At 54.7% G+C, this 15,028-nt stretch carries 14 protein-coding genes; 6 read left to right on the top strand and 8 right to left on the bottom strand.

Annotated elements, in window-relative coordinates; translation table 11 throughout:
• Positions 1 to 40: 40 nt before the first annotated feature.
• The 3 genes from malM to malK form a co-directional block, all read right to left on the bottom strand.
• A complete protein-coding gene (malM, locus tag QLG08_RS22645; RefSeq protein ID WP_238493351.1) occupies positions 41 to 961 on the bottom strand; it encodes a maltose operon protein MalM in 921 nt (306 codons plus the stop codon).
• A gap of 103 nt (positions 962 to 1,064) precedes the next feature.
• Positions 1,065 to 2,366, bottom strand: a complete 1,302-nt coding sequence (locus QLG08_RS22640) for a maltoporin (RefSeq protein WP_282473179.1) — start codon at positions 2,364 to 2,366, stop codon at positions 1,065 to 1,067.
• A gap of 41 nt (positions 2,367 to 2,407) precedes the next feature.
• A complete protein-coding gene (malK, locus tag QLG08_RS22635) occupies positions 2,408 to 3,517 on the bottom strand; it encodes a maltose/maltodextrin ABC transporter ATP-binding protein MalK (protein WP_014593717.1) in 1,110 nt (369 codons plus the stop codon).
• A 367-nt stretch (positions 3,518 to 3,884) separates the two neighbouring features.
• On the opposite strand from malK, the gene malE reads away from it, so the two are divergent.
• From malE to malG, 3 genes are read left to right on the top strand one after another with little or no spacing between them, the layout of a single operon-like run.
• The gene (malE, locus tag QLG08_RS22630; RefSeq protein WP_014605833.1) at positions 3,885 to 5,069 is read left to right on the top strand and encodes a maltose/maltodextrin ABC transporter substrate-binding protein MalE; all 1,185 of its coding nucleotides are present in this window, start codon (positions 3,885 to 3,887) and stop codon (positions 5,067 to 5,069) included.
• 57 nt (positions 5,070 to 5,126) lie between these two features.
• A complete protein-coding gene (gene malF, locus QLG08_RS22625; RefSeq protein WP_014605834.1) occupies positions 5,127 to 6,665 on the top strand; it encodes a maltose ABC transporter permease MalF in 1,539 nt (512 codons plus the stop codon).
• Between the two features lie 9 nt (positions 6,666 to 6,674).
• A complete protein-coding gene (gene malG / locus QLG08_RS22620) occupies positions 6,675 to 7,565 on the top strand; it encodes a maltose ABC transporter permease MalG (RefSeq protein WP_014605835.1) in 891 nt (296 codons plus the stop codon).
• Positions 7,566 to 7,631: 66 nt separating this feature from the next.
• Here malG and QLG08_RS22615 read toward each other — a convergent pair whose 3' ends face one another.
• The 3 genes from QLG08_RS22615 to QLG08_RS22605 form a co-directional block, all read right to left on the bottom strand.
• Positions 7,632 to 8,192, bottom strand: coding sequence for a sigma-70 family RNA polymerase sigma factor (locus tag QLG08_RS22615; protein ID WP_238493350.1), 561 nt, complete (start codon positions 8,190 to 8,192; stop codon positions 7,632 to 7,634).
• A 3-nt stretch (positions 8,193 to 8,195) separates the two neighbouring features.
• Positions 8,196 to 8,615, bottom strand: coding sequence for a hypothetical protein (locus QLG08_RS22610; protein ID WP_031283805.1), 420 nt, complete (start codon positions 8,613 to 8,615; stop codon positions 8,196 to 8,198).
• Positions 8,616 to 8,835: 220 nt separating this feature from the next.
• A complete protein-coding gene (locus QLG08_RS22605; RefSeq protein WP_210483925.1) occupies positions 8,836 to 10,449 on the bottom strand; it encodes an alkaline phosphatase in 1,614 nt (537 codons plus the stop codon).
• Positions 10,450 to 11,031: 582 nt separating this feature from the next.
• On the opposite strand from QLG08_RS22605, the gene QLG08_RS22600 reads away from it, so the two are divergent.
• Positions 11,032 to 11,340 (top strand): DUF1471 domain-containing protein, encoded by a 309-nt coding sequence (locus tag QLG08_RS22600; RefSeq protein ID WP_013025782.1) that lies wholly within the window; start codon positions 11,032 to 11,034, stop codon positions 11,338 to 11,340.
• Between the two features lie 286 nt (positions 11,341 to 11,626).
• Positions 11,627 to 12,727: an NADH:flavin oxidoreductase/NADH oxidase gene (locus tag QLG08_RS22595; RefSeq protein ID WP_238493349.1), complete on the top strand. Its 1,101-nt coding sequence runs from the start codon at positions 11,627 to 11,629 to the stop codon at positions 12,725 to 12,727.
• A 29-nt stretch (positions 12,728 to 12,756) separates the two neighbouring features.
• Here QLG08_RS22595 and QLG08_RS22590 read toward each other — a convergent pair whose 3' ends face one another.
• Together QLG08_RS22590 and QLG08_RS22585 are read right to left on the bottom strand one after the other, a co-directional pair.
• A complete protein-coding gene (locus tag QLG08_RS22590; protein ID WP_014605840.1) occupies positions 12,757 to 13,431 on the bottom strand; it encodes a hypothetical protein in 675 nt (224 codons plus the stop codon).
• Between the two features lie 142 nt (positions 13,432 to 13,573).
• Positions 13,574 to 13,966, bottom strand: a complete 393-nt coding sequence (locus QLG08_RS22585) for a VOC family protein (protein ID WP_238493348.1) — start codon at positions 13,964 to 13,966, stop codon at positions 13,574 to 13,576.
• A gap of 67 nt (positions 13,967 to 14,033) precedes the next feature.
• Here QLG08_RS22585 and QLG08_RS22580 point away from each other — a divergent pair, with 67 nt between their 5' ends.
• Positions 14,034 to 14,630, top strand: coding sequence for a GNAT family N-acetyltransferase (locus tag QLG08_RS22580; protein WP_014605842.1), 597 nt, complete (start codon positions 14,034 to 14,036; stop codon positions 14,628 to 14,630).
• Positions 14,631 to 15,028 lie beyond the last annotated feature (398 nt).

Here is a 15,028-nt window from a genome sequence, read left to right as displayed (position 1 = left end):
TCAGCGCACCAGATGGAACAAATCAGCACTGCCGGAGTGATTACCCCTTGCCTTTAACACTGCTGATAAAGGTTTGCCGCGCAGACGTCGAGCCGAGCCGTTCGGCCTCATCCAGCAGTCTGAGCGCTTTATCAATATTGCCCTGCGCCGACGCCTGGCGAATAGCATCGTTAAAATAGCCTTCGGTATCCTGAACAATAGGCTGTGTTTTCGCTACAGGAGCCGCAGTGGGCGCATGACTGGCTGCCGCCGGTTGACTGTTTCCGACCGTAACCGGAGCCGGGCCAGAGGATCCAAACAACGGCCCGACCAGTATTGAGGAATCCGAGCGGGTGCTCAGTTTTATTTTTACTGTGCCAGATGTTGTATGACGGGCAACCGGATCGGGAATATCGGGAACGGCATGGCCGGTGCCTTTGGCATAGGCTTTTGCCGGATCAACCAGCGTTGTGGTCTGAGCAAGATCCGTCTCTGTGGTGAATACCAACAGATAAATTTTTTGCTGTCCGGGAACCGGGGTCAACTTCATCACGCCTTCCAACCGGTCAGCGGCCATCACGCCAGGTTGCTGATAAGAAAACCAGCGGCTGGGGAACCAGGCGGCCGGACGCAGGTTTTCGTCCAGAATGAGCACGTTGGGCGCAAAGACCTGGTTCTGCTGTACCTCACTACTTAAGGTGATTGTCAGCTCGCCCAGCGTGGCAGGCAGGCTGTAAGCGGCGACCGGCCCGGTGATACCGGCAACGTTTAGCGGACTATGCCCGGCCGTTAACGTCGTTACCTGCGGCCGTGCGGTATCCAGGGGTTGCCAGTGCATGCTCTGCAGGCTGGAAAGCGGAATGGCGGGCGCTGCAGAGACATCCTGCGGCATCAGATTGATCGCGGCCCGTGCAGGCAGACTGTGTCCTGCCAGCAGGAGCGCGCTCAGGCAAAGTGCGGTGAATGTTTTATACGTTTTCATTTTTAACCTCGAGAAACGGGCAGACCGCGGCAACGCAGGCAATAGCCGCCGCGGCCTGAAAGACAGTGCGAAACGGTCTACAGCGGTTTATCCAGAAAAGGGATCACCACCAGATTTCCATTTGCGCGCCAAAGGTCCACTCATCATTGTTGCCGCGGCTGTTGGTAAACAGGCCGTTTCCGGTGCTGTCCTGTGACGCGAAGGTGGTGATATCACCGGCCGCGTCTTTGTTATAACCCCACTTCTCATCCCATTTGGCATAGGTCGCGAAGAGCCGCAGCGCAGGACGTGACCAGATGCTGTCTCCCGCCTGCCACTGCTGCGCCAGCGTGATTTTGTACTGACCATTGCGTTCGCCGACCTGCTGTGACTTCACGTTGTCATAGCCCACTTCCAACAGGGTGCTCATGATCGGCGTCCATTTGTACATGGGCCGCACGCCAACGGTGTACCACTCATTACCCCGGTTGTTATCCAGATCGGTGTTTTGGTACATCGCGACGTACATCATGTCCCAGCGTTCCGCCAGGCTGATCGCCCCGTGGTCCAGAACCCGATACATCTTGCCGTTGTTATTGATATTCGTGCCCTGTGCCAGCCCTTTCCCCTGGGACGTCAACGCATCGGTCGCGTACTGCAGCACAAATTTGTTGTAGCCTTTGAGCATGCTCTGCGTATGCTCGGCGGTGAACAGCCAGCCGTCTCGGGATGCGCCATCTTCTAAGCGGTAGCCATCACGCGCATTGGCACGGCCGTAATCCACACCCAGCTCCAGAACGCCATTGGGGTTGGTTTCCAGCCCTGCCAGACGGACGTCAAAAACATCATCTGCGGTACTGGTGGCGTAATTGCGAATGCGATCGTTAGAAAAGGTGTAAGAGCCGCCCGCTTCCGATGAGCGCGTTGCGGCAAACGACAGCTTACCAAATCCCAGATCGACATCTTCCAGACCCGCACCCGGGCCGGAAATATCCCAGTAGTAGAAATCGATCATGTGAACGTCATGGCGCTGGTAGAAACGTTTACCGGCCCAGATAGTGGAACCCGGCAGGGCGTCGATCAGGTTTTTACCTTTGACGTTGGCTTCACGAAAAGCCGGTGAAGTGGATTCCCAGTCGTTTTGCTGAGAAACCGAGTACGCCACGTTGGTGTCGAAGTAGAAGCTCTTGTCGCCCTCTTTCCACACTTCCTGACCCAGCTTAAGTTCAGCATAGGTTTCGCACTCGTTACCCAGACGGTATTTACTTTGAGCACCGGTTGCCTGGAAGCATTGCTGCTCGCCGCCGCTGCCCGTCCAGCCAATGCCGGAGCGAGCATAACCGGTAAAATCCACCGCCATCAGCGGTGAAGACAGCGTGCCTGTCGCTACCGCTACGGTAAGGGAAAGTTTGCGCAGAGTTAACATTTTCTATCTCCTGAGGTCATTGCTTTTATTGTTTTGCTGGATTAAACGCCGGGCTCCTGATGCAGCCTGCGACACGCGCTTCCGTCCTCTCGGAACAGATGACAACGCTCGGGTGGCAAGCCAATGCCCATCATGGCGCCCTCTTTTACCAACACCACGTCCTCCTGGCGGTACACCAGGTTTTGACGGATGGCGGGGATTTGGATGTGAATTTGAGTTTCGTGTCCCAGTTGCTCAACGACCTGCACTTCCCCCTCAAGGGTGACGTCAGCGATGTCACTGGACAGCAGATGTTCCGGCCGGATACCCAACGACATATTGCTGCCGACCTGCACGTTGGCGCTGTCTACCGGTAGCCAGACCAGCTGATTATTGGGCAGGCGTACCTGCACCTGTTCAATCGCGGTGGCGGTGACCTTAACGGGGAGGAAGTTCATTTTTGGCGAGCCAATAAAGCCTGCAACAAAGCGGTTTGCCGGATAGTGATAGAGCTCCAGCGGCCGCCCAACCTGCGCCACACGACCGGCGTCCAGTACCACAATTTTATCGGCCAGGGTCATGGCTTCGATCTGGTCGTGAGTCACGTAAATCATGGTGCGCCTGAGTCGCTTATGCAGGCGGGAGATCTCGATGCGCATCTGCACCCGCAGCGCGGCATCGAGATTAGAAAGGGGTTCGTCCAGCAGGAAGACTCGGGGTTCGGCGACCAGCGTGCGGCCGATGGCAACGCGCTGGCGCTGTCCGCCAGAGAGCGCCTTCGGGCGGCGATCAAGCAGATGCGCCAGCTGCAGCACCTCAGCAACCTGGGTTACGCGCTGCTCTCTTTCCGCTTTTTTAACGCCGGCCAGCTTCAGGCCAAAAGACATGTTTTCTGCCACAGAGAGATGGGGATACAGCGCGTAAGACTGAAATACCATGCCAATGCCGCGTTCGGCAGGCGGCACCTCATTCATCCGTTTATCGCCAATCAACAATTCACCGCGGGTAATCGTTTCCAGGCCAGCAATCATCCGCAGCAGCGTTGATTTACCGCATCCAGAAGGCCCGACAAATACGACAAACTCGCCTTCACCAATCTCCAGGTTGATATCGTTCGACACGACCGTGTCGCCCCAGGCTTTGGTGACATTGCGTAACACGACGCTCGCCATAGTACTTTCCTCTCCACTCGCTAATGCGGCCCGCACGTCAGCGGACAAATTCTGGCGTTCACTATGCGTAGCGTGATTCGTCGCCACATCCTCCACCGACGCGCTTTATCTGGGGGAGGAGACGGGAGGAGGAGAAAACATCAGCACACGAGAGCGGTCGCGCGCTGCACTGATTTTTGTGATCGGTAACGCAGTCTGGCCCCCACCTTAGTGTGAGCCAGACCGTGATAATCCTGTCACTTTGTAACAGCGATCACACCTCGACGGCGGCAGGCGTAGAGGCCAGGAGGATGAGAAGCCGGTAAGAACACGCAGAATGTGCGGCAAGCAACATGTTCGTTTCCGCTAACAGGATGGAGTGTTAAAGATGAAAACTGGCGCAAAAATTTTGGCTCTGTCAGCCCTCTCGGCGGTGCTGTTCTCCGCTTCCGCAGTCGCAAAGATTGAAGAAGGAAAACTGGTTATCTGGATCAACGGTGACAAAGGCTATAACGGTCTGGCCGAGGTGGGAAAAAAGTTTGAACAGGAAACCGGTATTCACGTCACGGTCGAGCACCCGGATAAAATGGAAGAAAAATACTCGCAGGTGGCCGCGACCGGTGACGGTCCGGACATTATCTTCTGGGCGCACGACCGTTTTGGCGGTTACGCCCAGTCCGGCCTGTTAGCCGAGGTATCACCGGACAGCAGTTTCCAGCAAAAAATCTTTCCTTTCACCTGGGACGCCGTGCGGTTCGACGGCAAGCTCATTGGCTATCCGGTTTCGGTTGAGTCGCTGTCGCTAATCTACAACAAAGACCTGCTCCCCACGCCGCCGAAAACGTGGGAAGAGATGGCCGCCCTGGATAAGTCGCTGCGCGAGAAAGGCAAAAGCGCCATCATGTTTAATCTGCAGGAGCCCTACTTTACCTGGCCGCTGCTGGCAGCCGGCGGCGCTTATGCCTATCAGTTGACGGACGGACACTATGATGTCAAAAACACCGGCGTTGATAATGCCGGAGCCAAAGCCGGCATGCAGTTCCTGGTCGATCAGGTCAAAGCCAAGGTCCTGAACGCCGATACGGATTACTCCATTGCCGAAGCCGCTTTTAATAAAGGCCAGACGGCGATGACCATTAACGGCCCCTGGGCCTGGAGCAATATCGATAAGAGCGGTATTCACTACGGCGTCGCGCCGCTGCCGACGTTAAACGGCAAGCCCACCAAACCTTTTGTTGGCGTACTCAGCGCCGGGATCAATGCGGCCAGCCCGAACAAAGAGCTGGCTAAAGAGTTTCTGGAAAACTATCTGTTAACGGATGCCGGGCTTGAGGCCGTGAACAAAGATAAACCGCTGGGTGCGGTGGCGCTGAAGTCCTTCCAGCAAAAGTTGGAGAAAGACTCGCGTATTGCCGCCACCATGAACAATGCACAACGCGGTGACATTATGCCCAACATCCCACAGATGGCCGCGTTCTGGTACGCCATGCGCACCGCCACCCTTAACGCGCTGAGCGGCCGTCAGTCCGTTGATGCCGCGCTCAAGGATGCGCAGTCACGTATAAGCAAGTAAATCATTCAGCGCAGGCCAGTTTGCTGGCCTGCAACCTGCCGTTAAGGAAATCGGGTCATGTCAGAAAAACCGCAAACGGGACGGCATCGTTCTCTGTTTAAAGGCGCACTGGTGGGCATCTGTTGTTTGCTGGTCGGTTATTTACTGGTGCTGATGTATGCTCAGGGGGAATACCTGTTTGCCCTGCTGGCGCTGGTCATAAGCGGGCTGGGCATCGGGATTTATGCCAATCGCAGGGCCTACGCCTGGCGTTATGTTTATCCCGGCATGGCCGGCATGATGTTATTTGTCTTGTTCCCTCTGGCCTGTACCGTGGGCATTGCCTTTACCAACTACAGCAGCACCAATCAGTTGACCCAGGAGCGGGCGCAGCAGGTTTTACTCAGCAGACAATATCAGGACGGTGCAGGCCTGAATTTCAGCCTGCTTCCCGAAGGCGATCGCTGGCGGCTGGTGCTTAGCGAGGGATCGAACAGTCAGACCTGGGTGTCACCGCTCTTCTCCTTCGACACTGCGGGCCCATTAAAGATGGTGAGCGCACCTGCTCCAGAGGGAGAACGGGCAAACTTACGCGTCATCACCACACATCGCCAGGCACTGGCAAAACTCCGCGCCGTGCTGCCTGACGGACGTGAACTGGTCATGAGTTCCTTGCGTCAGTTTTCTGGGACGCGCCCGCTCTATGTGGTAACGGATCATCAGACGTTAAGAAACCAGCAAAGCGGCGTGAGCTATCGCGCCAATCCGGATACCGGCTTTTATCAGGTGATTGACGCAAAGGGCCAGTGGGGAGAAGAACGTCTGAGTCCCGGATTTACCGTGGGCGCGGGCTGGCAGAACTTTATTCGCGTGTTCACCGACGAGGGGATTCAAAAGCCGTTCCTGGCCATCTTTGGCTGGACGATGATTTTCTCTTTGCTGACCGTGGTGTTAACGGTGGCGGTGGGCATGGTGCTGGCCTGCCTGGTGCAGTGGGAGGCGTTAAAAGGCAAAGCCGTTTACCGGGTAATGCTGATCCTGCCTTATGCCGTGCCCGCCTTTATCTCCATCTTGATCTTCAAGGGATTATTCAACCAGAGCTTTGGCGAAATCAACGTCATGCTCAACGCCCTGTTTGGCAGTAAACCGGCGTGGTTCAGCGATCCTACGCTGGCGCGTGCCATGCTGATCATCGTGAATACCTGGCTGGGTTATCCCTACATGATGATTTTGTGCATGGGGCTGCTGAAAGCGATTCCCGAGGATTTGTACGAAGCCTCTGCGATGGACGGTGCCGGGCCGCTACAAAACTTTTTCCTGATTACGGTACCGCTGCTGTTAAAACCGCTGACGCCGCTGATGATTGCCAGTTTTGCCTTCAATTTTAATAACTTTGTGCTGGTGCAGCTACTGACGAATGGTGCACCCGACAGGCTCGGCACGACCACGCCTGCGGGTTACACCGACCTGCTGGTGAACTACACCTGGCGTATTGCTTTTGAAGGCGGTGGCGGGCAGGACTTTGGTCTGGCAGCGGCTATCGCTACGCTGATTTTCCTGCTGGTTGGCGCACTGGCGGTGATCAATCTGAAAGCCGTGCGGATGAAATTCGACTAAGGAGTCATGATGGCGATGGTACAACCCAAATCGCAGAAGTTACGTCTGTTTATGACGCATCTGCTGCTGCTGGCGTTTATTGCGGCAATACTGTTTCCCTTACTGATGGTGGTGGCGATTTCGCTGCGCGCGGGAAATTTTGCCACCGGCAGTATCATTCCGGAACATATCTCCTGGGAACACTGGCGGCTGGCGCTGGGCTTCAGCGTTCAGCATGCTGACGGCTCAGTCACGCCGCCGCCCTTTCCTGTTTTGCTGTGGCTGTGGAACTCGGTCAAGATCGCGGCTATCAGCGCAATGGGCATTGTGGCGCTGTCCACCACCTGCGCCTATGCCTTTGCCCGGATGCGCTTTAAAGGGCGTGAGAGCCTGTTAAAAGGGATGCTGATTTTTCAGATGTTCCCGGCGGTGCTGTCGCTGGTTGCGCTTTATGCCCTGTTCGACCGTCTCGGGCAATATCTGCCGTTTGTTGGTTTAAATACCCATGGCGGCGTGATCTTCGCCTATCTTGGCGGCATCGCGCTGCATGTCTGGACGATAAAAGGCTATTTCGAAACCATTGATAGCTCGCTGGAGGAAGCGGCGGCGCTGGATGGCGCAACGCCCTGGCAGGCTTTCCGGCTGGTTTTACTCCCGTTATCGGTGCCCATTTTAGCCGTGGTGTTTATTTTGGCGTTTATCGCTGCAGTAACGGAAGTCCCGGTGGCCTCACTGCTGCTGCGTGACGTCAACAGTTACACGCTGGCCGTGGGCATGCAGCAATATCTTAATCCGCAAAACTATCTGTGGGGCGATTTTGCCGCAGCCGCCGTTCTCTCTGCCATTCCTATTACCCTGGTGTTCCTGCTGGCGCAACGCTGGCTGGTTAACGGACTGACCGCCGGCGGCGTGAAGGGCTGATTGCGTCATCCGTCCCCTTTCAAGGTGATAATGCGAATATTGGCGGCCCGTCATGGCCGCCTTTTTTCAATCTTCACTAACCAGATCGTCGTAGACCGCCCGCAAGCGCATGCGCAGATACAGTACGGCTTTATGCTTGCGCGACAGCAAGGTCTGAACACTGACGCCGGTTAATTCTGACAGCGCTTTATAGCTGATTCCCTGCAGCTCCGTTTGGTCAAACACCTCATACTGCGCGGGCGGAAGTTCGGCTAGCGCCGCCTCCAGCGCCTCCCAGAGTAGCGCGCTGAGGTAATCATCTTCAGGGGTTTGCGGAATGCCAAACAGGGTTTCAGCCAGTTCGCTTTCAACCCCATCCTCCTCGTCGTTTTTCATGTAGCTGGCAAGTGGCAACTCCCGCTTCTTACGCGCCCGATCCGTCATTTCATTGCGTGCCGCCCGAAACAGCCACGCGGAGATATTCTCAACCGGCTGTTCCACGCCGATCAGCTGACAGGTAATTTCCTGCAAAATATCTTCAGCGTCCTCCCGTGCTGGGGTACGGGCACGAATAAATCGCTGGAGTTTCGTTCTGCAGAGCGTAAGCGCTTTGACCCACGATGAGGCTTGCGATGCGCTGGCCTTCATCGTCTACTCAGTCCGGGCAGCATGGTTGTCATCTGACGACGGAGGCTGTTCGTCCCGGCGTTTATCACGGCAGTGTTGCCCCCGATGGCCAAAACCTTCCCGACGTTGCTTCATAAATGCGTCTCGTTGTTCCGGTGTCATCTGCATCCAGCGTTCATGCATACGACGCCGGGCATGGCCAAACATTCCCGGCCTGATACCCAAGCCGCCAAACAGAATCCGGCACAGTAGCAACAACCCTGCGGCCTGCCAGAAACCGATCGTTTTAACCCCGATAAGCGCGGGCAGCAAGGCATTCCACAGTGACATGACCAGCAGACACAGTGCGACAATAAAAACGGCGCCCACTATCAACGGCTTCGCCAGTCGGTTTCTGCCCCTGCCACGGGCATGGCGGAACGAAGGGTGATCAAAATCTCTCATATCAGGATGACCTCATCAGTGATAAACACACGTTTGTGATGAGGTAGACGAATGAGCCAGCATAATATTGCTGACGGCGGAAAAAAAAGTGAAGGCATTGACGTGTTGTGCGGGTGACGGAGATAACACAGCGGTGCCGGTGAGCGAATATTCACCGGCACCGAGTACCTGATGCGGTCAGGAAGGCATCACGCGCCCTCTTTATTGTGACATTGTCACGTCAGGATTTACTGGCCTGCCCGGGCATAATTTTTTCAACGGCCTTTCCCTCCAGCGCGGCCTTTACGACGGTGAAAACGTCGGTATTATCAATGTAATCACCCTGATTGTAACCGACATATTTGGCATAGCCCGCGTCGTTACCGCGCACGCGTTCGGCGAAGGCTTCAGCGCCCACACCTTTTGCCCACAGCGGAACCAACGCGTTAGCGTGATTGCCGGTGGGACGGAAAGACACGCCTGGCATGGCGCCTTTGCCGTTATTGATGACGGGTTCAAATGCGCGAGTCTGCGCATCCGGCCCCATCGGCATGCCGTTATCATGATCCGTGGTAACAATCAGCAAGGTCTCGTTCCAGTTGCTGTTTGTCTCGACCCATTCAATAACAGAGGCCACGGCGTGATTAAAATCGGCGCTTTCTTCAATCAGACGGCCGTATTCAACGCCCACACAGTTGGGGTTATACGTGTTGCCCCAGTCTCCTTTACCACTGCAGGCATTGCTGGTATGGGCAGACCAGTCGGTTGCCCCACCTTCTACCATCATAAAGAAGCCGTTCGGATTTTTGCTCAGATGCTGAATCGCGCCACGGGTCATCAGGTTCAGCGTTGGCACAGTGGTAATAAATGCATCGCCTGATGGATTCGCCGCATCTTTACCAACAAATTCACCCTGCCGGCCCTGCTGTAACGTTCCGTTGGGGGCGACGTTGGGCGATCCCAGCAGCGGGCCATCATAGTTCAGCGAGCCGTTAGCCAACTGGGTAAACGCCTCCGTGCTGCGCACAATTTTCCACGGCTGACCGCCCGCTGGCGCCAGCTTACCCGCGCGGAGTAAATCCCATTCGGTTTGCGCCAGATAAAGGTTCGCATCTTTGCCACAGCCGGCGGTGGACTCATTTTTCGCCAGATGCTGACAATCCGTTCCATTCACGTTGAAGCCCGGCAGTCCGGTTCCCATAATCACGTCGAGCTTACCGGCGGTGAGCATTTGTCTGGCGATCGCGTGATAATCATTACGGGAAGCATTCTGCGCACCAAAGGCCGCTGGCGTGGCGTGCGAGAACGGCACACTGGTGACGACGCCCGTCGCCTTCCCCTGTGCCCTGGCTGTCAGAGTAATGAAGTCGACCGGTTTACCCATGTTATCGACGTTGATGGCATTGTTATAGGTTTTTACCCCGGATGCCAGCGCGGTGCCCGCCGCCGCACTGTCAGTAGGATTGATGGCCAGATATTCGTAACCCTTAAAGGGCAGTTCTTTGCTCTCGGTTTTTGTCGTGTCCCAGGCTTTCTGCGCGTCATAATTAACAAGGGATTCATTGCTGTGTGTGGCTTTTTTCGAGGCGTTGAGTGGATAGGTTGTCATGGCATACTTTACCGGGAATCCAGCATAAGGCGTTTTATCGCGCCCACCGTACTGCCAGTATGCGGTGGCATCCCATGTTCCCCAGCCTGCACCATCGTTAATCATGACAATGACGTTTTTCGCTTTGATGGCGTCGGCAAACGCAGAGGCACTGAGGGTCAGACCGCCCAGAGCCAGCAGGCACAGAGGAAGTTGACGCAGGGAAAACACAGTAGAGGAAGGGTGAATACGAGGTTGACGTGGCATAAAACTCTCCATAATGATGACAGCGACCGCCTGAACAAAGAAACAGGTTTCAAAGGATGTCGAAAGATGTCTTTTTGTTACTCCGTGGCTGTGCAGTATTGGGATGCGTTGTGACAGTTTTATGAAAATCCTGTGCCGATGGACGAGAGAATTCCCTATGGCAAATTTCATCACGGGTAAGCCTGTTACTTATCAACCTGTTACCTGAACAATGCGGCTGATTTCAATTTTTTCAATTAATGTAAACGTTTGTCAGCCCGACGCCGCGCGCCCTTTTATCCCACTGTGCTGTTCTTGCTGGCTTGATTGTTAAGTTCGTGTTGGCATTTTGTATCCAGATTTCACAACCTGTAAGCAGACACAAAAAACCTTCCATATTTCAGCTCAAGTGTGGCTGAAGCTTTCATAAGCATCTGATTAGCAAGAAAAGCCAAATTCGTTAACCGGAAAAGGTATTTTATAACTTTTGCCGACAGTCCTTAACATGACCGCGTTAATCGAACTCATGGCGAATGAATTAAAAAATCGATGGCGCTCAACAGGCGCGTGATGCCGTAATTTCAGATATTCAGGAGCACGAAAATGAAAGCACTTGTTCAGGATATTTTGTCTATCTTCTCTCCTCAGACCGTTAGCCCTGTGTTTATCCGTACAGGTTTGTCTCAGGATGAAAAAAATGCCATCAAGCCGATGGGCGTGACAACCGTCACCTGGGCGACATCGATGGAAGAAATCACGGATGCCCTGCTGCGCAAAGCGACGGAGGCCGGTGCTGTGGGCTATCACATTACCCACGTTGATTCCCATAAACCGGGTAACGATCAGCAGCATATTCTGGAAGCCACCGCGACGCTGTATGCGCTTGACGAGAAGGCGTTGCAGAGAGCCTGATTGTGACCGATCACTCTTCGCAATGCGTTATTAGCCACCCTGAACCCTGCTGTTATCTTCGACAATAACAGCAGGGGTTCCCGTTTTCCCCTGCTTACGCAACGTTATCTCATTTTTTTCAGGCCGTGATCGCTTTACATATTCTGCCTGATCTTCACCTTTCTTATGTATGCTGTAACTAAATAAGACTGTTCAATAAATTGTTACGCTGCCAGAAGTACGCGTTTGCTCATCAGCCACTATAGTTTTCAACACACTTTCCCCCTGCGCCGACAATGAGGTTTTTATGAGCAAGCTCTTTTCCCCTTTCTCTCTGGGTGAGTTAACCCTGGATAACAGGATAGTCATTGCGCCAATGTGTCAGTATTCGGCTGATGAAGGCAGTGCGACCGCCTGGCATCGTATTCATCTGGGCCACCTTGCCTTATCGGGTGCAGGCTTGTTGATTATTGAAGCTACCGCCGTTGAGGACATCGGCCGGATCACCTATGGCGATTTAGGCTTATGGGACGATGAAACAGAAACGGCGCTGAGCGAGGTTCTGCAGGATATTCGTCAGTACTCAGATATGCCGATCGGCATTCAGCTCGGCCATGCCGGGCGTAAAGCATCCTGCACCGTTCCCTGGGAAGGTGGCGAACAGATTGCGCCTCAGGATGGCGGCTGGCAAACCCAGGCCCCTTCTGCCCTGTCGTTCAGTGATGGCGAGCATCTTCCGCTGGAGATGCAGGCCAGCGATCTCGAGCGCGTTAAAAATGCCTTTGTCGCAACGGCAAAACGCGCGGTTCGTCTGGGAATAGAATTAATTGAAGTTCACGCCGCGCATGGCTACCTGCTCCACCAGTTTCTCTCTCCCTTATCCAACAAGCGAAGTGATGAATACGGCGGCTCGCTGGAAAACAGAATGCGTTATCCCCTGGAAGTGTTTCATGCGGTACGTGAAGCCGTACCCGCAGAGATTCCGGTTGGGGTGCGTATTTCGGCCAGCGACTGGGTAGAAGGCGGATGGGATGTCGGCCAGTCCATTGCCTTCTCTAAGCAGCTTGAATCCCTGAACTGTGCCTACATCCACGTATCCAGCGGCGGATTGTCGGAACAACAGCAGATTAAGGTCGGGCCAAATTACCAGGTTCCTTTTGCACGCGACATCCGCCAGCAGATTGGCATTCCGGTGATTGCGGTAGGCTTAATTACCGAGCCACAGCAGGCTGAAGATATTTTGCAACAGGAGGAAGCCGACCTGGTCGCCCTGGCGCGCGGCATGTTGTATAACCCACGCTGGCCATGGCACGCCGCGGCCGAATTCAATGCCAATGTCAAAGCACCGCCGCAGTATCTGCGCTCAGAACCCCATGGCGCGAAAGGAACGCTGACGCAGGACGAATAACTGACCCTGGCCGCAACCCGGTTGCGGCCTTAACGGTTAGCCTGCTGGTGACACTGCAGCAGCGCCAGATGCGGACCTGACAGGGGCTGACGTTCAGGCGGAAACTGCTGCGCAACCGGTGCCATCGAACTCTGTGCCAATACCACCCGCTCTGCGCCCTGCTGCCAGGCATGTTCCACCGCTGTACGTACGCAGTGAAAATATCCCGCTCCATCTCCCGCTTTAAAGCGCTGCCAGGCTTCGGGAATCAGGCGGATGTCCGGCGTTTGCCCATCGGTACAGAACAGCGCACGCGTTGCGCCAAGCGTGGATTCTGCCGCACAGAGCACCACCGTTTTCTTTGCGCTCTGATGCACGGCTTTTGCCAACATGCCGTCGGTACGCCAGACAGCGCAGGGTTGTCGGGATGAGGTAAAGGCTTCGGAAACCGGCCCTAATGTCGAGCAGGTGATCAGAATGACATCGAAGTGCGGTTGCAGATCCCGTAACAGAGCAACCAGCCGCTCGTGCAGTCCTGCGGTCAGGCCGCCGCTGGCTTCAGCTTCAGCCAGCAGGTGCGGCATGACCAGATGGCTGAGCTGCAGATGGCCCAGCTCAAGCTGACGGGCAGCATCGTCAAAAATGGCGATATTGCTGGCGGCGGTATGTAAGCAGGCAATATTGATCACGTGTTGGCTCTTACGCTGAAAGATGTCCCTCATCATGCCACGCGTTTACCCGGCCACCAAGCCCTTGCCAGCCTGACATATTTGGCGGTTTTGCGTCAGTCGTTCACGTTAACCGCACGCTCACTACTTGCCCCCTGTGACGTCAGGCAGGTTCAAGGGATGAGGCTGAAAAAGAGGACTACAATCGCCAGGTGCCGTGCTGAAGCACCGTACGATAACCGTCTTTATCCTGGAAGGTAGCGCCGTTTTCCGCCCAGTAGGGATTAAACGATGTTACGCGCGTAAAACCTGCGCGGGTCAGGCTGAGGCAGCGTTGCTGCCAGTCCGCTTCACTGGGCAAATACAGCACCAGAAGATCCTCGGCTGTTGAAGCCGGTTTGACGGGATGGTGATGGCAGTGGGTAAATTCCAGATGCCAGAAAAGGGTTTCATCGCCCAGCATCACCCCACTAAATCCCTCGTGATCGGTGAATTCCCCAATGGGCATCAGGCCCAGGCCCGAACAGTACATTGCGCTGCTCTCGGCTAAATCCGTAACGGGTCGGGCAATACGCAATTGCTGAATCGTCATCTCTTTTCCTCGTCGGGTAAACGCGCTAATAATATGCCATTCAGATGGCCTTACACTGAGGTTTATAGTGCATCTTCAGACCCCGCGTTTATTGCTCAGAGCTATGCGCCCTTCCGATGACAAGGATCTGTTCAGGATTTACGGTGATCCCGCGACCAATACGTTTAACCCGGCAGGCCCTTATCCTGACCTGGCTCACGCGCAAAAGGTGCTGGCCGACAGACTGCGATCGTACCAGCGTTATGGCTATGACAGCTGGGCGATAGCAACCCAGGATGCACCGGATACCCTTATCGGTTTCGGCGGGCTGAGCGTTCGCATTCACGGTGACGAAACCATTCATAATCTTGGCTATCGGTTTGCCACCAGCGCATGGGGTAAGGGCTACGCTACGGAGCTGTCGCGCTTTGCGCTGGAGTATGGTTTTCGCGAACTGGGGTTGGATATGATATCAGCCCGGGTAAGAAGCCATCATCAAGCCTCTATCCGCGTGCTGGAAAAAACCGGGTTGCGATTTCTTAAAGAGATTCATGATGTGGATAATGCGCCGCCCAGCCTGTTTTATTCGATCACACAGCAAGCATGGCAGGCGCTGGTGGCAGCAGATAATGCGGCTGATATTCACGCTCGTTGCCTTTGCAATGACGCACAGCGCCTTCCCTGACCATCAGGCTCAAAGCGGCCCGTCTCAATAAAGCCTTTCTTTTTGTTAAAGGCAACCCCCTGATGATTCTGTTCATCAACATCAAGTTGATTAACGCCCTGATCATGACTGGCCTGTTGCAGGAGTAATGTGTATCTCCCCCACGGGATGGCATCGACAAAGCGCATCTCTGCAAAATTTCCACTGGCTCTGGTAAACCCGATGATTGAGCCGTCATGACTACAGACGGAATACTCACTGACCCGAACCATAAAGGACTGGCTGGACAGAACGACAGATATGAAGTGGGCCAGTATAGATGCGGAGCGGCAGGTATCGTGATGATAAAGCCGAAGGAAAACGCAGGATGATTAAATCTCGCTAATTATAATTAAGCAAACATTAACTTTTTCAGCCCC

Origin of the sequence: Pantoea sp. V106_11 (assembly GCF_029967885.1) — a bacterium.
GTDB lineage: Bacteria > Pseudomonadota > Gammaproteobacteria > Enterobacterales > Enterobacteriaceae > Pantoea > Pantoea ananatis.
The sequence above is the reverse complement of the archived record's forward strand: the minus strand, read 5'-3'. Positions and strand labels throughout refer to the sequence as shown.